Annotated in this window: 22 protein-coding genes; 10 read left to right on the top strand and 12 right to left on the bottom strand. The window is 68.1% G+C overall.

The genetic code is table 11. The annotated features are described in order from the left end of the window. The first annotated feature begins 252 nt into the window (after window positions 1-252). Window positions 253-609 (top strand): YciI family protein, encoded by a 357-nt coding sequence (locus tag HH310_RS07515; protein ID WP_169174677.1) that lies wholly within the window; start codon window positions 253-255, stop codon window positions 607-609. 556 nt (window positions 610-1,165) lie between these two features. On the opposite strand, the gene HH310_RS07510 is transcribed toward HH310_RS07515, so the two are convergent. The 5 genes from HH310_RS07510 to HH310_RS07490 all read right to left on the bottom strand — a co-directional run bounded on the left by HH310_RS07510 (window position 1,166) and on the right by HH310_RS07490 (window position 6,650). After that, on the bottom strand, window positions 1,166-2,422 hold the full coding sequence (locus HH310_RS07510; protein WP_169174371.1) for a hypothetical protein: 1,257 nt from the start codon (window positions 2,420-2,422) through the stop codon (window positions 1,166-1,168). Between the two features lie 32 nt (window positions 2,423-2,454). Further along, on the bottom strand, window positions 2,455-2,952 hold the full coding sequence (locus HH310_RS07505; RefSeq protein WP_169174676.1) for a SigE family RNA polymerase sigma factor: 498 nt from the start codon (window positions 2,950-2,952) through the stop codon (window positions 2,455-2,457). 60 nt (window positions 2,953-3,012) lie between these two features. Continuing rightward, window positions 3,013-3,918, bottom strand: coding sequence for a ribonuclease Z (locus HH310_RS07500; RefSeq protein ID WP_169174743.1), 906 nt, complete (start codon window positions 3,916-3,918; stop codon window positions 3,013-3,015). 321 nt (window positions 3,919-4,239) lie between these two features. After that, window positions 4,240-5,178: a polyphosphate kinase 2 gene (gene ppk2 / locus HH310_RS07495; protein WP_169174675.1), complete on the bottom strand. Its 939-nt coding sequence runs from the start codon at window positions 5,176-5,178 to the stop codon at window positions 4,240-4,242. Between the two features lie 53 nt (window positions 5,179-5,231). Continuing rightward, window positions 5,232-6,650, bottom strand: a complete 1,419-nt coding sequence (locus tag HH310_RS07490; protein WP_169174674.1) for a CYTH and CHAD domain-containing protein — start codon at window positions 6,648-6,650, stop codon at window positions 5,232-5,234. A gap of 125 nt (window positions 6,651-6,775) precedes the next feature. Between HH310_RS07490 and HH310_RS07485 the strand changes: the two genes are divergently transcribed. After that, the gene (locus HH310_RS07485) at window positions 6,776-6,961 is read left to right on the top strand and encodes a hypothetical protein (RefSeq protein WP_169174673.1); all 186 of its coding nucleotides are present in this window, start codon (window positions 6,776-6,778) and stop codon (window positions 6,959-6,961) included. Here the strand turns inward: HH310_RS07485 and HH310_RS07480 are convergent. Continuing rightward, window positions 6,955-7,275: a hypothetical protein gene (locus HH310_RS07480; RefSeq protein WP_169174672.1), complete on the bottom strand. Its 321-nt coding sequence runs from the start codon at window positions 7,273-7,275 to the stop codon at window positions 6,955-6,957. The two genes, HH310_RS07485 and HH310_RS07480, sit on opposite strands and share 7 nt — an antisense overlap. A 111-nt stretch (window positions 7,276-7,386) precedes the next feature. Here HH310_RS07480 and HH310_RS07475 point away from each other — a divergent pair, with 111 nt between their 5' ends. From HH310_RS07475 to HH310_RS07465, 3 genes are all read left to right on the top strand, one after another. Continuing rightward, complete coding sequence (locus tag HH310_RS07475; RefSeq protein WP_169174671.1) at window positions 7,387-8,505, top strand: glycosyltransferase; 1,119 nt, start codon at window positions 7,387-7,389, stop codon at window positions 8,503-8,505. A gap of 40 nt (window positions 8,506-8,545) precedes the next feature. Beyond that, window positions 8,546-9,082 carry a GNAT family N-acetyltransferase gene (locus HH310_RS07470; protein ID WP_169174670.1) on the top strand — a complete coding sequence of 179 codons (537 nt, stop codon included), beginning with the start codon at window positions 8,546-8,548 and terminating at the stop codon, window positions 9,080-9,082. Window positions 9,083-9,151: 69 nt separating this feature from the next. Then, window positions 9,152-9,631, top strand: a complete 480-nt coding sequence (locus HH310_RS07465) for a hypothetical protein (RefSeq protein ID WP_169174669.1) — start codon at window positions 9,152-9,154, stop codon at window positions 9,629-9,631. Between the two features lie 462 nt (window positions 9,632-10,093). On the opposite strand, the gene HH310_RS07460 is transcribed toward HH310_RS07465, so the two are convergent. The 4 genes from HH310_RS07460 to HH310_RS07445 form a co-directional block, all read right to left on the bottom strand. Then, window positions 10,094-10,384, bottom strand: a complete 291-nt coding sequence (locus HH310_RS07460) for a type II toxin-antitoxin system RelE/ParE family toxin (RefSeq protein ID WP_169174668.1) — start codon at window positions 10,382-10,384, stop codon at window positions 10,094-10,096. Then, on the bottom strand, window positions 10,381-10,665 hold the full coding sequence (locus HH310_RS07455; RefSeq protein WP_169174667.1) for a type II toxin-antitoxin system Phd/YefM family antitoxin: 285 nt from the start codon (window positions 10,663-10,665) through the stop codon (window positions 10,381-10,383). Before HH310_RS07455 ends, HH310_RS07460 begins: the two co-directional genes overlap by 4 nt. Window positions 10,666-10,764: 99 nt before the next feature. Continuing rightward, complete coding sequence (gene msrA, locus HH310_RS07450) at window positions 10,765-11,424, bottom strand: peptide-methionine (S)-S-oxide reductase MsrA (protein ID WP_169174666.1); 660 nt, start codon at window positions 11,422-11,424, stop codon at window positions 10,765-10,767. A 48-nt stretch (window positions 11,425-11,472) separates the two neighbouring features. After that, complete coding sequence (locus HH310_RS07445) at window positions 11,473-11,886, bottom strand: HIT family protein (protein ID WP_169174665.1); 414 nt, start codon at window positions 11,884-11,886, stop codon at window positions 11,473-11,475. Window positions 11,887-11,910: 24 nt separating this feature from the next. Between HH310_RS07445 and HH310_RS07440 the strand changes: the two genes are divergently transcribed. Genes HH310_RS07440 through ilvA form a run of 3 tightly spaced genes read left to right on the top strand, consistent with a single transcriptional unit; the run spans window position 11,911 to window position 15,708 of the window. After that, window positions 11,911-13,062 (top strand): cystathionine gamma-synthase, encoded by a 1,152-nt coding sequence (locus HH310_RS07440; RefSeq protein ID WP_169174664.1) that lies wholly within the window; start codon window positions 11,911-11,913, stop codon window positions 13,060-13,062. Between the two features lie 21 nt (window positions 13,063-13,083). Next, the gene (locus HH310_RS07435) at window positions 13,084-14,439 is read left to right on the top strand and encodes an amidase (protein WP_169174663.1); all 1,356 of its coding nucleotides are present in this window, start codon (window positions 13,084-13,086) and stop codon (window positions 14,437-14,439) included. A 21-nt stretch (window positions 14,440-14,460) separates the two neighbouring features. Further along, entirely contained in the window at window positions 14,461-15,708 is a 1,248-nt protein-coding gene (ilvA, locus tag HH310_RS07430; RefSeq protein WP_169174662.1) for a threonine ammonia-lyase, read from the top strand. Between the two features lie 51 nt (window positions 15,709-15,759). Here the strand turns inward: ilvA and greA are convergent, their stop codons facing one another. Continuing rightward, the gene (gene greA / locus HH310_RS07425) at window positions 15,760-16,254 is read right to left on the bottom strand and encodes a transcription elongation factor GreA (RefSeq protein ID WP_169174661.1); all 495 of its coding nucleotides are present in this window, start codon (window positions 16,252-16,254) and stop codon (window positions 15,760-15,762) included. A gap of 173 nt (window positions 16,255-16,427) precedes the next feature. Further along, a complete protein-coding gene (locus HH310_RS07420; RefSeq protein ID WP_169174660.1) occupies window positions 16,428-16,847 on the bottom strand; it encodes a DUF4307 domain-containing protein in 420 nt (139 codons plus the stop codon). Window positions 16,848-16,959: 112 nt separating this feature from the next. On the opposite strand from HH310_RS07420, the gene mca reads away from it, so the two are divergent. Beyond that, window positions 16,960-17,841: a mycothiol conjugate amidase Mca gene (mca, locus tag HH310_RS07415; protein WP_169174659.1), complete on the top strand. Its 882-nt coding sequence runs from the start codon at window positions 16,960-16,962 to the stop codon at window positions 17,839-17,841. 17 nt (window positions 17,842-17,858) lie between these two features. Further along, window positions 17,859-18,215, top strand: a complete 357-nt coding sequence (locus HH310_RS07410) for a hypothetical protein (protein ID WP_169174658.1) — start codon at window positions 17,859-17,861, stop codon at window positions 18,213-18,215. Window positions 18,216-18,317 lie beyond the last annotated feature (102 nt).

Genomic DNA, 18,317 nt, shown 5'->3' with positions numbered 1-18,317 from the left:
GTTGGTCGTGCGTTGTGATTCATAGTCCATGCCGTGCCCGAACGGCATGACCTGCCCGGTCGGCGTCGCGAAGGTCGCCTGACCTCGCCGTGCGGCTGGCGCGGGTCCGCGGATCCGCGCCAGGGCCGCGTGGACTCGTGACGGACCCGCCATCGATGTGACATTTTTCGGCCTGAGGTGTCGGATCGGGCGGACGCCGTTCGTAGCGACGATGGGGCGAACAGAGGGTTCGCCCGAGCCGAGGGAGCAGACATGGCCGAGTACCTCATCTACTTCAACCAGCAGTGGGTCGGTGACCACACCGAGGAGTGGTTTCGCGGGCGCGGGCCACTCGCCAAGGCGGTCGTGGACGAGATCAAGGCGGCCGGGGCCTATGTGTTCGCCGGGGGGCTGGAGGAGGACGCCCCCGTCTTCAGCGCCGACGCCACGAGCGGCACGTTGATGTTCACCGACGGGCCCTACGTCGAAACCAAGGAGTGGCTGGGCGGGCTGACCGTGGTGGACGTTGCCGACGAGGAAACGGCCCGGATGTGGGCCGGCAAGATCGCGGAGGCCTGCGGCTGGCCTCAGGAGGTCCGGCGGTTCGGGTCGCAGGCCGCAATCCAGTGATGGCCGGCGATCCGCCCGCCGCCCGCTATGTGGGACGCGGCGGTCACATCGTGGACTTTTCGCGGACCTTGGAGAGTTGCGCCCACATACGAGCCACAACTCTCCAAGGTTCACATTCGGCCGGGAGTGTCGGCCGGGCAAAAGGCCCATTACCTGGCAAAGATACCCTCCACAATGGATGAGGGTCTCACATCGCGGACACTGAGCCCACGACGTGGTCGCCGGTCTCAGCAAGCGGCCGTCCGTCCCACGGAATGGAAGCGCCGTGCCGAGCGCAGCTGCGTCGAAGCCCAGCAATCTGGCGATTTACCGCAAATGTCGGATATATGAGGGATGGCCGCGGGGCTAAGTTCCGCGTTGACCGCGCGACCTAGGGCTTATTCATCTAGATCGCGTCTGGCTCGATCCGCTGTCAAAGGTGGAAGGTCCGCTGCCCCTGTTTCGGGCCTTCCACCGGACGGTTGCTTCCAGCACGTCGTGGAGCGCGCCACCCTCGCCGTCCGTGAACCGCACCGGCCGGCGAGGGTTACCCCTCGCCGGCCGGTCGAGCATTGGGCTACTTGCAGTGCCAGACGACCGGCTGGATGACGTCCTTCCGGTCGTCGGACTGGCCGGCGATCAGGCGGCCGTCGGCGCTGATCGCGTTGGCGATCGTGGAGACGCCGTCGGGCTTGCGGGGGACCAACTCGGGCAGGACCACCGTGCCCTTCCCGGTCACCAGCGCCGCGTGGCCCGCCTGGTCGGTGCCGATCTGCCAGCCCTCGGGGTTCACGTCGTCGGCGGGCCGCTTGAGCGCCGTGCTCATGTCGACCTCTCCCGTACGCAGGTTCCAGCGCACCGCCCGCAACTGGTCCGCGGCGTCCTTTGTGAGGCCCTGGAGTGCATGGTCGGTAACGCTCGCCATGCCGGTCACCCAGCCGTTGCTGACGTTGTGCGCCTGCGCGACCGCCACCGGTTTGCCATCCACCTCCGGCATCGGCAGCGCGTGGTGGGTGCCGTCGGGGAGCCAGACGTACGGGATCCGGTAGTCGATGCTGCCGACGATCGTGCCGTCCTCGTCGATGTCGCTGGCCGCCGCCTGTTTCGTGCCGGCCGGCAGTGGCAGCTTGGCCGGCGCGTCGGTGAGGGACTTCCACACGATCGGCTTGTCGTCCGCGTTGCTGCCGATGATCTCGCCGTTGTCATTGAGCGCGTACGCGTCGCCGTGCTGCACGCCGGGCAGCCGGGTCAGATCGCCGTTCGAATACGCGTACGGCACCGAGCCGCCCGAGTCGTAGCTGAACCCGACCGCGATGCCGGACGAGTTGACCGCCCGGAGGTCCTCCTCGAGGTCGCCGGGCATGTTGACCTTCGTCGGCTTGCCGTCGTGCCACAGGACGGCCTGATAGCCGCCGCCCTTCGGATAAGAGCGGCCGACCAGGTAGCGGCCGGTCGGGTCGATGCCGCCGATGATCGCCATCGGAGCCTTGTCCGGCGCCGGCAGACGCTCCAGCGTGCAGGAGGCAGGCGCCCACGCGGAGGCGGGCGCGGCGGAGCCGGGCGGGGCGGCGGAGGCGGCCGGGGCGGCGGAGGCGGCCGGGGCGCCGGAGGCGGGCGCGATGGCGGCCGGGGTAAGCGGCCCGCCGCCGAAGACCCCGGTCGCGATCGAGGCCCCGGCGACGGACACCGCGGTCACGACTGCCGCACCCGCATAACCCACGGAACGGCGCACCCGGCGGCGGCGCGCGGTGGCGATGGCCCGGCGGATGTCGACGGTGGACGGGGTGTCCGGCTCGTCGTCGAGCGACCGCAGCAGGTCCAGTTCGGATGACATGTCTCGGCTCCCTAGGACGAATCGGGGACAGATCAGAGTGGGATGAGCGATCGCGAACCCAGCAGCGAGCGCAGCGTGGTCAGCCCCCGCGAGGTCTGGCTTTTCACGGTGCCGGTCGAGCAGCCCAGCGTCGCGGCTACATCCTCGACCGAGAGGTCGTAGAAGAACCGCAACACCACCACCGCGCGCTGCCGCCGGGGTAACTTGCGCAGCGCGAGACGCAGCACCTCGCGTTCCTCGACCCCGCGGTCTTCGACAACCGACTCCGGGGTCTCCCGGAACAGCCGGACCCGCGACCACGCCAGGCGTTTCTCGTCCACATAGGTGCGGACCAGCATGGTGCGCACGTACGCGTCGAGATTGTCCGCGGCCTGCGCACGATGCCACTTCAGGTACAACGTGGTGATGGTCTGCTGGACGAGGTCGTCGGCCCGGTGACCATCGCCGGTCAGGACGTAGGCGAGCCGCCGCAACGCGGGCACCCGCGCCGTCACGTACTCGACGTATTCCTGCTCGGCTTCGTCGCGCATCGCCCGTCCCCTCGTTGGCCTGTCTCACCCCTCAGACGGGGCCGGGCGGCGATCCGGTTGTCATTGATTTCGGGACGGTACCGGGATTCTCGTCAGGTCCTCGGCCACCACGATGTCGCCGTCGAACTCCTTGCGCGCCTCGTCCAGGAACCGGCTCGCGTCCGGGTAGCGCTGCGAGAAATGAGTGAGCACCAGCAGGCGTACGTGGGACTCGCGCGCGACCATCGCGGCCTGACCGGCGTTCAGATGACCGGACTGCACGGCGGTCTCGGCGTCCTCGGCCAGGAACGTCGACTCGATCACTAGCATGTCGACGCCGTCGGCCAGCGCGAACACGTTGTCGCACAGCCCGGTGTCCATGATGAAGGCGAAGCTCTGACCCGGCCGCAGCACGCTCACCTGCTCCAGCGTCACGTCGCCGAGGTGTCCGGCGCGCAGCAGCTCGCCGACGGCCGGCCCGGCTATACCGTGTTCGGCGAGGCGGGCCGGGACCAGGCGGCGGGCTTGCGGTTCGTCGACTCGATACCCGTACGTGGGAAGGGAATGCCAGAGTGGCAGCGCGGTGAGGCGCCCCGCCGGCGTGGGCACCGAGAAGCTCGCGCCGGAGACCGGGGACGCGACGATGTCGGCGTTGTCCCAGTAGCTGGTGGAGTGCCGCAGCCGGTCGTAGAACTCCTGGTGCTCGCCCGGATAGTGGACCGTCACGGGGTGCGGGACCTTGTCGAGGGAGATCCGCTGCAGGATGCCGGGCAGTCCGAGGCTGTGATCGCCGTGGAAGTGGGTGACGCAGATGCGCCGAATAGGGGTGACGGCCACGCCCATCATGAGCATCTGCCGCTGGGTGCCCTCGCCGGGGTCGAAGAGGATCACCTCGTCGTCCCAGCGCAGCAGGTAGCCGTTCTGGTTGCGGTGCCGCGTCGGCACCTGACTCGCGGTGCCGAAGATGACCAGCTCACGGCTCACGATCGGCTCCCCCGGGTCGCCGGAAGCTCCGCCGGATAAAAGCGACCCCCGGGGATCTTCCACTCACATGTGTAGGCACACGTGCGTGGTCCGGTCGGACAAGGCCGGATCCCCGAGGGTCGGATGGCTGTCTGGTATTCGCCGCGACCGCTGCCACACGGTCTTGACGTGCTACAAGAACGAAGCTGTCAAGGACAGCGGCTAGCGGACAGCCACCTCACGAGTCCCGTTGGTATACAACTTCGGACCACCTCCCTTCACGTGTACGGCCACGTTATCTACGCCGGGAGGCCGATGCCAATGATTTAGATGTCACAACCGGCACTAGAGCCTCGGGAATACGCGCGGCGACATCTCGGTGCCCTCGACCGCGAGCGACGCCGGTCCGACGATCAGCGGATCCGGCTTGCCGACCACCTCGTCGTCCTTGTTGGCGTACTCGAAACGGTTGAGCACGAACCGCATCGCCTCCAGCCGGGCCCGCTTCTTGTCGTTGCTCTTCACGACCGTCCAGGGCGCGTCGGCGGTGTCGGTGTAGAAGAACATCGCGTCCTTGGCCTCGGTGTAGTCGTCCCACTTGTCCAGTGAGGCCAGGTCGTTGGGCGAGAGCTTCCACTGGCGTACTGGATCGACCTGGCGGATCGCAAAGCGCGTCCGCTGCTCACCCTGGGTGACCGAGAACCAGAATTTGACCAGGTGGATGCCGGAGCGCACCAGGATCCGCTCGAGTTCCGGGGTGGACCGCATGAATTCCAGGTACTCCGGGCGGGTGCAGTAGCCCATGACGCGCTCGACGCCGGCCCTGTTGTACCAGGACCGGTCGAACAGCACGATCTCGCCGGCGGCCGGCAGGTGGTCGACGTAGCGCTGGTAATACCATTGCGTACTCTCGCGCTCGCTCGGCTTCTCCAGCGCGACGACTGTCGATCCGCGCGGGTTCAGGTGCTCCATGAACCGCTTGATCGTGCCGCCCTTGCCGGCGGCGTCGCGCCCCTCGAAGAGCACGACCAGCCGCTCGCCGGTGGTCTTGCACCACTTCTGCAGCTTGAGCAGCTCGATCTGGAGCAGCCGCTTGTCCCGGTCGTACTCGTGGCGGGCCATCCGCTCGTCGTACGGGTAATTCTGGCGCCACGTGTCCACCGGTGTGCCGTCCGCGTTAAGCAGCACCGGATCATCGTCATCGTCGTCCGCGACCCGGTATCCGCCCAGCTCGGAGATCGGTCCGTCGTACGGGTTGGTGATCTCGTATCCGTCGGCCTGCATAGTTGCACTTCATACCCTGGAGCGGTCCTCGGGCAACTCTGGTGAGGTGAACGTCAATTGATCCATTTCCGAAGCTTTTTGTTCCGGGACTCCTCGACCACCACCGGCAGCTGGGCGTAGGTGTCCTTGCCGACCTGCTCCTGGCGCGCCCACAGCACCCCGAACCAGAAGTCGTCCGGCCCCAGCTCGCGCAGCAGCTCGCGGGCGACCACCGAGTCTTGATGCGCGCCGAGCACGTCCTGCAGGTCAGTCAACCGGTTGATCAGATCTTTTCCGGGTTTGCCGGCGGACGGCTCGAAGACCTCGACGGCGTAGCGGGCTTTCTTGTACGCCTTGCGGGCCTCGTGCAGCTCGGTGTCCTCGCCGTCGGCCAGTGCCTGGTCCAGCAGGCGATCGGCCTTCGCCAGGCTCTTGCGAGCCCGGGCCAGCGGATCATTTTCCGGTACGCCTTCGACGGTGAGACGGTCGACCCGGTCCAGCAACGTCAGGTAACGCTCGCCGTCCAACTCGTCGGACAGCGCTCGCAGGCCGTGCTTGACCTGGTCGTCGAGGTGTTTGCCGATGCGCTTGGCGGCCGCGGCGAAGTCCGGACCGGCGGCGGCCACCGGGTCGTACAGCTTGTGCTTCTGCACCTGGCCGTCGCGGACGGCGCCGAGCAGGTCGGCCAGCCACTTCAGCTCGACGTTGAGGTCGTCGTTGCCGGGGAAGGTGCGTTTGAAGGTCTTCAGGGTGCTGCGCAGGCGACGGGTGGCGACACGCATCTTGTGTACGGAGTCCGGGTCGCCCCGACGCACCCCCGGGTCCCACTCGGTCAAGGCGTCGCGCTGGGCACAGGCGTACGCGAGCACCGGGTCTTTGCTGATGATGTTGGGCGCCTTGACGGGCGGGTTGCCGAGGGCGCGCGCCACCTTCGACGGACCGGAGGCGGGCCGCGCGCCGGCCGTGAGCAGGAGTCGCTCGACCTCGGCGAGAAGCGCGGCATCGCCGGTGACCAGTTCGACCTCGACCTCCTGCCAGCGTTGCTCGCCCTGCCCGGACTCGGCGGTCACCGCGTCCTGCGCGACCAGGGCGAGGGTGTTGCCCTTGGCGTCGCGCAACGGCGTCTCGACCCGATGGGTGCGCAGCCGCGCGATCGGCTTCAGCGCGCGGCGCCGGATGATCGCCCGGACCAGGCCGGTGAGATCGGCCGGGACCTTGTCCGGATTGCCGTTCAGGGGGAGCCGGTGCTCGGTCCGGCTGCCGCCCTCGCCCGGAGTTTTGAGATGCCAGCCGGCGTCGCTGCCGCCCATGCGTCGCCGCAGCGTCCGGCGGTTGCGCATCAGGGTCAGGTCGTCGGTGTCGAAATACGTCGCGTCGAGATCGAACGTCTTCGCTCCGGTGGTACTCCGGATGCCCGCGGTGCCGATCAGCGCCGGAAGCGTGAACGCCTCGGGAACGTCGTATTTACGTTCTGTTTCACTGGCGATCTCCATATGTTCATGGTGCCTGATCCGGGGCCCCCGCCACAGGGCCAAGTCATTGGCAGCTTGCACACAGCTTTACTACAGGTGGCGGTGGCACTCTCGAATCTCGGTCGAGTTGGCCTCCTGGAGGATTGATGGAGAAGAGCGACCGCCGGCAGATCTCGCTCGCCGGTCTGGGGTTGATCGGTGCCGGAGCCGTGCTGGGGCTGACTCTCGCGAGCCCGGCCACCGCCGCGCCGCCGGACAACCCGCGGCCCGCCGCCGCACCGACGGACACCCCGCGTCCGGACACGCCGCCGATCGCGGAGAAGCCTCAGTGAAGCCCGGCCCGATTGCGCAGATATAGCGCGCGGGAGTAATTGGCCGACGCCGCCCCGAAGTACATCGTGGCGAGCCCGACGTGGAAGCTGTTGTTGGTGAGCGCGTTCTTCGCGGCCGCCGAGTCCGACCACCGGATCTCGGCGTCCGACTCGCTGATCCCGCGACGGGCGCAGCGCAGCCGGTTCATCTCCTTGCCGACCTTCCAGGTCTCGAGGGCCGACTCGGCCTCGCGCATCATCTCCCGGGCCTGCCGGACGAGCGATTCCGCGAGATTCCAGGCGGCGCGCTCGTCGTCGCTGTAGAAGGCCGGCATGGGTTCACCTCCCGTTCCAACGCATTGATCTCCAGTGTGCGGATCATGTCGGGGGGTGTCGATCTTTTACACACGCAAGCGTGAATCCCCTTCGAGGGGCATGATCACGGGGTGTTCGTCCTCGCGCTCGTGGCCCTGGTGATCTGGGTGTGGCTCACGCTGTTCCGCGGGATGTTCTGGCGAACCGACGTGCGGCTGCCGTCGCCGTCCGCCGCCGTGGACAACTGGCCGTCCGTGGTAGTGGTCGTGCCGGCGCGCGACGAGGCCGGCGTCTTACCCGTCACCGTCCCGTCGCTGCTCGCGCAGGACTACCCCGGGCCGTTCCGGGTGATCGTCGCGGACGACGGCTCGACGGACGGCACCGCGGCGTTGCTGACCCGGTGGCCGCAGGTCACCGTCGTGCACCCGGGCGAGCCGGACGTGGAGTGGGCCGGCAAGCTCTGGGCGCTTCAGGCCGGGGTCGCCGAAGCCGGGCACGCCGACTACCTGCTGCTGACCGACGCCGACATCCGCCATCGCCCCGGCTCGTTGCGTGCGCTGGTGCGGGTGGCGGAGGGGAACGGCCTCGATCTGGTGTCGCAGATGGCGCGCCTTCGCGTGGCCACCTTCTGGGAGCGGCTGGTCGTCCCCGCGTTCGTGTACCTGTTCGCGCTGCTCTATCCGTTCCGGTGGAGCAATCGCCCGCGGGCCCGGACGGCGGCGGCCGCCGGTGGGTGTTCCCTGGTCCGCCGGGCGGCCCTGGAACGCGCCGGCGGTCTCGATGCCATCCACGACGCGGTGATCGACGACGTGGCGCTGGCGCGGGTGCTCAAGCGCACCGGTTCGCGGACCTTTCTAGGCCTGGCCGACTTCGCCGACTCGGTCCGGCCGTACGACGATCTGGCCACGCTCTGGCAGATGATCGCCCGGAGCGCGTACGCCCAGCTGCGCCGGAACCCGGTCATCCTGGCCGGGACCGTGGTGGGGCTGGCCGTGGTGTTCGTGGTGCCGCCGGTGGCGACCGTGGCCGGCTTGGTGACGCTCGACCTGCCGGTCCTGGTGTGCGGTGCGTTGGCGTGGCTGGTGATGGCGGCGACCTTCATGCCGATGCTGCGGTATTACGGGCAGCCGCGGGTGGCCGGTTTTCTGCTGCCGGCGACCGCGACTCTTTACCTGGCGATGACGCTCGATTCCGCGCGGCAGCACTATTTGGGCCGAGGCGCGGCTTGGAAGGGTCGCACCTACTCGTAGGCGGCGGCTACGCTGACGCCCCCCGTCACGAAGGAGCCGCATGATTGTTCGCCATGGTGAGCTGACCTTCCGGCCGGCGAGCGTCGCCGACATCGATGTGTTCGAGGCCCAGTTCGGGGACGTGGACGGCGCCGGGGCGTACCAGTGGTTCGGCTTCACCTCGTTCGCCGGGCTGCGCCGCGAGGCCGAGTCCCGCGGCCTGCTCGGCGGCGACGCGAACATGCTGGTCATCGAGCACAAGGGCGAGCTGGCCGGCCGGGTGGAGTGGCTCGCACGGTACTGGGGGCGACGGGACACGTCGCTGTGCTGGGAGATCGCGATCGGCCTGCTACCGGCGTACCGGGGAATGGGTATCGGCACGGCCAGCCAGCGATGGCTGGTGGACTATTTGTTCGCGCACACCCGCGTCGAGCGCATCCAGGCGACGACGGATCCGGAGAACGTGGCCGAGCAGAAGTGCCTGGAACGCGCGGGTCTGAGGCTGGAGGGCCGGGTTCGCCGCGCGCAGTGGCGCCAGGGCGCCTGGCACGACCAACTCCTGTATGCGATAACTCGCGACGACTCGCAGCCGACCTGACAACGCGGCCGCAAGCTGCAGTGGCTCAACCGACTTGCCAACAGTTCTGAAAAAGTTCAGAATTAACGCGTGACTGCGACCAAGGAAGTCCAGTGGAGCGAGCTGCAGCGAGATCCCAAGAGCGTCGCTGCTCTCGCTGACAACGGCGACGTTCGAGTGCGCCGCCGGGACGGCGCTGCCTTGCTCCTCATGCGAGAGGACCGGGTCAACGCGGCCGGCGAGGGCGCCTTCACGGCTGCGCGCGCACTACGGAATGTGTTGACCCATCTTCCGCTGGAGGCTGCCGCGGCTGCCCTGACGGAGGAATTCCCGTGGCTGACACTCCTGCCGGTGGAGGAATTGCCCCAGTTCATCGCGGACTTCACAAGAGCAGCCCAGATCGCCGCCGAAGTTGGCCAATGGTCCGTACTGACACAGGCCGTGCGGGAGTGGAAGGCCACCGCCGCCGTCTACGCCGATCCTGCGCTTCTGCGACGGCTTACCGAGCCGTTGACCGATGACTTCGGTCCGGTGCCCGCGCCGGTGGACGTCGACGGCGATGCCGGGTAAGCGCGGTGACCGGGTGGCACCGCCCGGACGGCCCGGCGGTTGGGAAGCCCGCTTTGCCTCAACCGATGCTGCGAAAGGCTGGGAGCAACTGTGCCAGACGGCACGGTCGAACACGTGGGAGGCGTGGATTGTTCTCACCGAGCGTCCCGCCGCGCCGGAGAATCCGACGCGGCAACATCGACTCCGCGGTCCACTTGCCACTCGCGAGGTCGGCGGGAAGCGGCTCGATCAGTGGCAGTACGAAGTGACCGCAGGCGGTCGGATCTGGTACTGCCCTGACCCCGAGCGACGAGTCGTCTGGGTGGTCGAGGCAGGCCCCGGCCACCCGAAGGCGACGGAGTAGTTACTCGGCGACCTTGGCGACGCCGGCCGGGCAGGTCATGCCGTTCGGGCCGTGGTTGCAATAGTCGTACGGATTTTTTGACTCTGACGAGCAGTGATGTACTGATTCGGGCCTCTGGGTCAACGCGATCGGTAGGCGTCGGCGCGGTGTTCGATGGCCGTCACGGTCACGACGCGGTCGTCTTCGTCGATCTCGTAAAGAACGCGATACGTGCCCCGCCTGGCTGACCAGGTCCCCTCGAAGGGCGGCAGAAGCAGTCGTTTGCCGACGCGCTGCGGGTTGTCGAGGAGGGCAGTGGTGATGAACTCGTAGACGGCTGCGGCGATCTTCTCTGGCAGCCGTCCGGCCAAGGCGCGTGCGGCTGGGCCGGCGACCTGAAGTCGGTAGCGGCCGGGCGCCGGGCCAGTCACCGTGCCTGCTTCGACCGCTTCGCCATCAACGCGGCGAGTTCATCGGCGTCGAGGACGTCGCCGGCTTCGACGGCTGCCTTGGACTCGGCAAGCTGCCGCATGGCCTCGGCGCTGGACAGGACCTCCAGGGTCTCCTCCAATGCCGCCAGATCGTCGGCCGAGATGAGCACCGCGGCGGCATGGCCGTGTCTGGTGATCTCTATCCGCTCGTGGGTCGAGGCCACCTCATCGATGAGTTCCGAAAGGCGGTTGCGGGCGTCGGTGAACGGCACGGCAGTCATGCGCTAAGTATAGGCAGTTACTGGCGCGAAGTCTGTACAGATTTCTGAGCCTGACGGGGACGGGGTCATCGGGTGGGCGAGCCCGATGCCCCGTAGTACCTAGGCGATCTTGGCGACACCAACCGGACAAGTCAGGCCATTGGGGCCATGGTTACAATAACCTCTCGGGTTCTTCGACTCGGACAGGTACTGCTGGTGGTAGTCCTCGGCGAAGTAGTAACGCGTCAGCGGCCTGATCTCGGTGGTGATCTGGCCGTGGCGGGCCGCCGTCACGATCGGCTGGAACGCCGCCAGCGTGGCCTCCGCGATGACCGCCTGCTCGTCGGTCGTGGTGTAGATCGCCGAGCGGTACTGCGTGCCCACGTCGTTGCCCTGGCGCATGCCCTGGGTCGGGTCGTGGTTCTCGAAGAACGCCTTCAGCAGCTCGTCGTAGCCGATCTTGGCGGGGTCGTAGACCACTTGGACGACCTCGGCGTGGCCGGTGTGCCCGGAGCAGACCTCTTCGTATGTCGGGTTGCCGGTGAAACCGCCCGCGTATCCGGCCGACGTCGAGTAGACGCCGTCCAGCCGCCAGAAGATTCGCTCGGCGCCCCAGAAACAGCCCATTCCGAAGACCGCGACCTCGTAGCCCTCCGGCCACGGACCCTGGAGTGGGGTACCGAGCACGGTGTGCTTGTCGGCGACCGGCATCTCCAGGAGACGGCCGGGCAGTGCCTGGTCGGGGGTGGGCAGCTCAGGCTTCTTAAACCGCAGGAACACGGTCACTCCCTTCATCCGGTCTGTGCAACACCGTGCGGGAGGTGATCCTTACCCGAGCTCCTTGGCGATCAACGCGGCGTACGACGACGCCTCCTCGTCCGAGGCGTACTTCGTCCGGGGCCAGAAGAAGCCGCGTAGTCCGTCCCCTTTCGTCCGCGGCACCACGTGGAAGTGCAGGTGCGCGACGGACTGCGAGACGACGTTGTTGTTCGCGACGAAGGTGCCCTGGGCTCCCAGCGCCGGCGGCACGGCCGCCGCGATCCGCTGCACAAGACCGACATATCCGGGCAGGAGCGAGACCGGCATTTCCGGAAATGTCCGGATGTGTTCTCGTGGCACGACCAGCACGTGCCCCTTGAACACCGGCCTGGTGTCCAGGAACCCGACCCCGGACGGAGTATCAACGACCTTGAAGGCTGGCACCGAACCCGCCACGATGCCACAGAACACACAGTCCGCCACCAGGTGAGACTAGCCTTGCGCATCATGACGGCTAACCACTACGGCTTCGACACCATCGCGATCCACGCCGGACAGGACCCCGATCCGCGGACCGGCGCGGTGGTGCCCCCCATCTACCAGACCAGCACCTTCGCGCAGGACGCCGTCGGCTCGCCCCGCCTCGGATACGAGTACAGCCGGTCCAGCAACCCCACGCGCGACGCGTTCCAGGAGAACATCGCGGCACTCGAGGGAGGCCGGCGCGGCTTAGCGTTCGCGAGCGGTCTCGCCGCCGAGGACACCTTCCTGCGTACGGTGTGCCGGCCCGGTGACCACGTGCTGATCCCCGGCGACGCGTACGGGGGCACGTTCCGGCTTTTCGCCAAGGTGGCCGAGAACTGGGGCCTGGACTGGACCGCCGTGCAGCTCGACGACCTCGATGCGGTACGCGCCGCGTTCCGTCCCGGCCACACCAAGCTGATCTGGGCCGAGACGCCGACGAACCCGCTGCTCAGCATCGCCGACATCGCCGCGCTGGCCGGGATCGCGCACGAGTACGACGCGCTGCTGATGGTCGACAACACGTTCGCGTCGCCGTACCTGCAGCAGCCGATCGCGCTCGGTGCCGACGCCGTGGTCCACTCGACCACCAAATACCTGGGTGGACACTCCGACGTGATCGGCGGCGCGCTGGTCACCGCCACCGACGATCTCGGCGACGAGCTGGCTTTCTACCAGAACGCGATGGGTGCGGTCCCCGGCCCGTTCGACGTCTGGCTGACGCTGCGCGGGATCAAGACCCTGGGCGTACGGATGGAACGGCACTGCGACAACGCCGAGCGGATCGCGACGTTCCTGCGTGACCACAAGTCGGTCGCCGAGGTCTACTACCCGGGCCTGGACAGTCATCCGGGTCACGAGATCGCGGCCAAGCAGATGCGCCGGTTCGGCGGCATGGTTTCCTTCCGTGCGGCCGGCGGCGAGCAGCAGGCCGTGGAGGTCTGCAACCGGGCGAAACTCTGGGTGCTGGCCGAGTCGCTCGGCGGGGTCGAATCGCTGATCGAGCACCCGGGGCGGATGACACACCTGTCGGCTGCCGGATCAGCGCTTGAAGTCCCCGCCGATCTCGTGCGACTGTCTGTCGGCATCGAAAACGTTGACGATCTGCTCGCCGATCTGGAGCAGGCACTCGGCTGAGACGTAACGGAGTAACCCGACATGGCTGACGCGACCTGGGTGGGCGCCACGGCGAAACAGATCTCCCGGGCCGTGCGCCGCGGTGACGTCACCGCCACCCAGGTCGTCGCCGACCACCTGGAACAGATCTCCATCACCGACCCGTCGCTGGACGCGTTCCGGGTGATCCGCGCCGGCGAGGCGATCACCGAGGCGGAGAAGGTCGACGATCAGGAGGACCTGTCGAACCTGCCGCTGGCCGGGGTGCCGGTCGCGGTCAAGGAGAACACGCCGGTCGCCGGCCTGCCCACCTGGCTGGGTTCGGCCGCGATGCGAACGGCCGTCGCCGAGGAAGATCACGAGGTGGTGCGCCGGCTCCGCGGGGCCGGCGCCGTCGTGGTCGGGGTGACCCGGATGCCCGAGATGGGGCTCTGGGGGGTCACCGACGACGCGAACGGGCCGACCCGCAACCCTTGGGACCGCGACCGTACGCCCGGCGGATCGTCCGGTGGCGCGGCGGCCGCGGTGGCCGCGGGTCTGGTGCCGATCGCGCAGGGCAACGACGGGTTAGGGTCGATCCGCATCCCGGCCGCCTGCTGCGGGCTCGTCGGACTCAAACCGGGCCGCGATGTCGTGCCCGCCGACCTGGGCGTGGGCAGCTTCTTCGGGATGGCCGAGAACGGCGTGCTCACCACCACGGTGGCCGACGCGGCGCTGGGCTTCTCGGTGCTGGCCGGGCGTGACCCGGTACGGCTGGTCGAGCCGGACAAGCTGCGGATCGGCGTCTCCACCCGGTCGCCGGTCGCGGGGCTGCACGCCGACCGGCCCAACCTCGACGCGGTGGCCTCCGCGGCGAAGTTGCTGGTGCGCGCCGGGCACGACACGGTGACGGCGAATCCTCGATATACGACCTCGCTCGGCATCCGGGTGACCGCGAGCTGGTTCGCCGCGGCGTACCAGGAAGCGGAGGGTCTTGACGTGGCGAGCCTGCAGCCGCGCACCCGCCGGCACATCCGGCTGGGCAAGTGGGCGTCGCGGTCCGGCCTGGCCAAGCGCTCGCACCAGGACAGCTGGCGCGAGGCGTCGATCAAGTTCTTCGCGGACAACTCGATCGACCTGCTGCTCATGCCGGCCCTGGCGTCCGCGCCGCCACTGGCCGAATCCTTCTCGTCGGCCTCCTGGCTGCGAAATATGTCAGTCAACGTCCGGTACGCGCCGTTCGCCGCACCCTGGAACTACGCGGGCTTGCCGGCGATCGTCGTTCCGGTCGGTCTGCGCCCCGACGGTCTGCCGCTCGCCGTCCAACTGGTCGGCCCGCCGGACTCGGAAGTGCTGCTCCTGGCCGTTGCCGGGCAGTTCGAGGTGCTGAACCCCTGGCAGCGTCACGCCTTCGTCTGAGCGTTTGGCACGATCTGTGTCATGCGCAACTCCCTGCCGCCCGAGCTGTTATCTCTGCACGCAATCGAGGCGGCGCGTGAACTCCTGACCGGCGTCGTGCACACCACGCCGCTGGTTCCCTCCGGGCCGCTCAGCGAGGCGGCCGGCACCCCGGCCTGGCTCAAGTGCGAACACCAGCAACGCGCCGGGTCGTACAAGGTGCGCGGCGCCTACACCCGGATCGCGCGCCTGTCCGAGGCCGAGCGCGCCCACGGCGTGGTGGCGGCCAGCGCCGGCAACCACGCTCAGGGCGTGGCACTCGCCGCCGAACTGCTCGGCATCCGCGCCACCGTCTTCATGCCGGAGGGCGCGCCGCTGCCCAAGGTCACCGCCACCAAGGGGTACGGCGCGGAGATCGAGTACGCCGGTACGAGCGTGGACGACGCGCTCGTGGCCGCGCAGGAGTTCGCCGAGCGGACCGGGGCGATCCTGATCCACCCGTTCGATCACCCCGACGTGATCGCCGGGCAGGGCACGGTCGCGCTGGAGATCCTCGAGCAGCTGCCGGAGGCGGCCACGATCGTGGCGGCGGTCGGCGGCGGTGGGCTGATCTCCGGTGTCGCGGTCGCGGCCAAGGCGTTACGGCCGGACATCCGGGTGATCGGCGTGCAGGCGAGCGGCATGGCCGCGTACCCGCCCTCGCTGGCGGCGGGCAAACCGCAGAAGCTCGACCGGGGTGTCACGATCGCCGACGGCATCGCCGTGCTGCGTCCCGGCGACCTCCCGTTCGCGCATGTGAGCAAGCTGGTCGACGACGTCGTGACGGTCAGCGACGAGGACCTGTCGGCGGCCTTGCTGGTGCTGCTGGAACGCCACAAGATGGTGGTCGAGCCGGCCGGTGTCGCGGCGGCCGCCGCCGTGTTCACCGGGGCGCACCGCCCGACGCTGGACGGCCCGGTGGTCGCGATCCTGTCCGGCGGCAACATCGATCCGATGCTGCTGCTCCGGGTGATCGAGCATGGGCTGGCCTCGGCGGGCCGGTTCCTGCGTTTGGCCGTACGCTGCACGGACCGTCCCGGCGAACTGGCCCGTCTGCTGGGTCTTATCGCCGCGCAACGGGCCAACGTGGTCGACGTGTTGCACTCGCGCCAGAGCCCGCGCCTGAGCTTCGGCGAGGTGGAGGTGGCGCTGTCGGTGGAGACGCGCGGACCGGACCATTCGCGGGCCCTGATCGCGATGCTGCGTGAGTCGGGTTACGCGGTTTCGCTGCTGGCCGACGCGACACCTTGAAAAGGAAGGGCTCGCGGCGTTTGCCGCGAGCCCTCTGCCCTATGTGGGGACTCAGCCCTCGAACGGTCCGAACTTCACCACGGTGACCTTGATGTCGGCGCCGCTGGGCGCCGTGTACGTCACGGTCTGGCCCTCGGCCGAACCGAGAATCGCCTTACCCAGCGCCGACTCGGGGCTGTAGACGGTCAGGTCGGTGGTCGAGGCGATCTCGCGCGAGCCGAGCAGGAACGTCTCGGTGTCGTTCTTGTCGTCGTCGAAGTAGATGGTGACGACCGAGCCCGGAGCGACCTGACCGGCTGTCGGAGCCTCGCCGACCTCGGAGTTACGCAGGAACTCCTTCAAGTACAGGATCCGGCCTTCCTGCTTGCTCTGCTCCTCACGAGCCGCGTGATAGCCACCGTTCTCCCGAAGGTCGCCCTCTTCGCGACGGGCGTTGATCTCCGCCGCGACGGCCGGTCGCGCGGCTATCAACTCGTCAAGCTCAGCCTGCAGCCGGTCGTGAGCGTCCTGCGAGAGCCACGTCTTGGGCGCTTCGGAACTGGACACGGTCGATCTCCTTGCTTGAACGGGGCGCGCTCGACATCAGTAAGCACACGTTCACCACAGCGCTTGTTTTTGCTATGCACTGCTGAACGGAGCGAATCACTAAGCTTACCAGCGGTATGCACGCCGCCTGGATTGCTCGATCTTGCACTATTAGCAGGCTGACCGACAGCGGGTCAGTCGGCCGGTTGACACCCCAGGACGTCGCCGACCGAACCCTTCGCGGTGGTCGGTACCGACTCTTTCGCCTGGATGGTCGTGGCGTCCCCCGTCGGGCGTACCACCACCGTGCGCCGGCCCAGCTCGTTGCCGCCGTAATCGCGGGCGCGCAGCGTGCAACTGGCCGCGCGGCCGGCCGGGACCTGCACCTTGAACTCGATGTTCATGCTGGTCGCGGTGGTGGCGGTCCAGCCGACGATCTGTGCCTTGTAGTCCGATTCACCGTACTGCTGGTACAGGCGTACGGAAAGAAGCAGTGAGGCGACGATGACAAGCGCGAGGAGGGCGAGCGGCAGCACCCGGCGGCGGCGGCCGGACCGGCGCCGTCCATACCTGCCCGGTGGGTAGACCGGGAGTGTGGTGTGCGTCTCGCTCACCTGGATGACCTCTCGTGCACTTGTTGTCGGTGGGATCCGCCAGAATGGCAGGGTCCATCTTCGCAGCCGACACCGGCCGGTCGTCCACCGGCCGGGTGTGAGGAGAATTTCCGTGGCCGAGCAGTTGCGCCTCATGGCCGTGCACGCGCATCCCGACGACGAGTCCAGCAAGGGTGCCGCCACGATGGCACGCTATGCCGCCGAGGGGGTCCGGGTGATGGTCGCCACCTGCACCGGCGGCGAGCGCGGCAGCGTGCTGAACCCGAAGATGGAGCGCCCCGAGGTGCTCGCCGACATGACCAACATCCGGCGCGCCGAGATGGCCCGGGCCCGCGAGATCCTCGGCGTCGAGCAGTCGTGGCTCGGCTTCGTCGACTCGGGCCTGCCCGAGGGCGACCCGCTGCCGCCGTTACCCGAGGGCAGCTTCGGCTTACAGGACCCGGCCGAGGCCGCGGTCCCGCTGATCAAGCTGATCCGCGAGTTCCGGCCGCAGGTCATGACGACCTACGACGAGAACGGCGGATATCCGCACCCCGACCACATCATGTGCCACAAGATCTCGATGGTGGCCTTCGATCGGGCCGGCGACCCGGAGTATCGGCCCGACCTGGGCGCGGCGTGGCAGCCGCAGAAGCTGTATTACAACTCCGGCTGGATCCGGTCGCGGATGCTCGCGCTGCACGAGGGCGTGATCGCGGCGGGCCTCGAGTCACCGTACACGGAGTGGCTGGAGAAGTGGAACGAGCGCGACGACCGCGGTGACAAGATCACCACGCGGGTCGAGTGCGGGGAGTATTTCGGGGTCCGCGACGACGCCCTGCGCGCGCACGCGACCCAGGTCGACCCGGACGGGTTCTGGTTCAAGATCCCGCTGGAGATCCAGCAGAAGGTGTGGCCGACCGAGGATTTCGAGCTGGCCCGCTCGCTGGTCGACAGCCCGCTGCCGGAGTCGGACCTTTTCGCCGGGATCCGAGAGTCCGTCGACGCCCGCTGAGCAGTACGCTCCATTACATGGAAGGCGCTGTCGCGGTCAACAATTTTGGCGATACCGAGTCGGGTGGACTGGCCGGCCCGATGGGCTTGCTCGTCATTGTCGTGCTCGTCATAGCAACAGTTCTGCTGATTCGCAACATGAACAAGCGCTTGCGTCGGCTTCCCGACAGTTTCAGCGACGAAGCGAAGACGGAGCGTGAAGCCGAGATTGCGCGGCTGAACGAGGATCTGGAGCGCTCGGGAACCGAACCGGTTCAGCGGAACGTAGACCGCAATCGATTGGGCCCGGGTCCTTCCCGTACGGAAGGCGAGGTCAAAGCCGAGACTACTGAGGGTGACGACGATTCGCCCGGCAGCGACAGCGGCCGCGTTTGACCACGTAGGACGTGGTGCGATCGTTTCGGTCCCGGGCACGGACCGTATTGGTCTGACCTATACCGAATACGGGTCGTACGTCAACCCCTGTTGTGTTCATCG

The organism is Actinoplanes sp. TBRC 11911 (assembly GCF_012933445.1).
Classification (GTDB): domain Bacteria; phylum Actinomycetota; class Actinomycetes; order Mycobacteriales; family Micromonosporaceae; genus Actinoplanes.
This window is presented reverse-complemented; position numbering and strand designations above follow the sequence as displayed.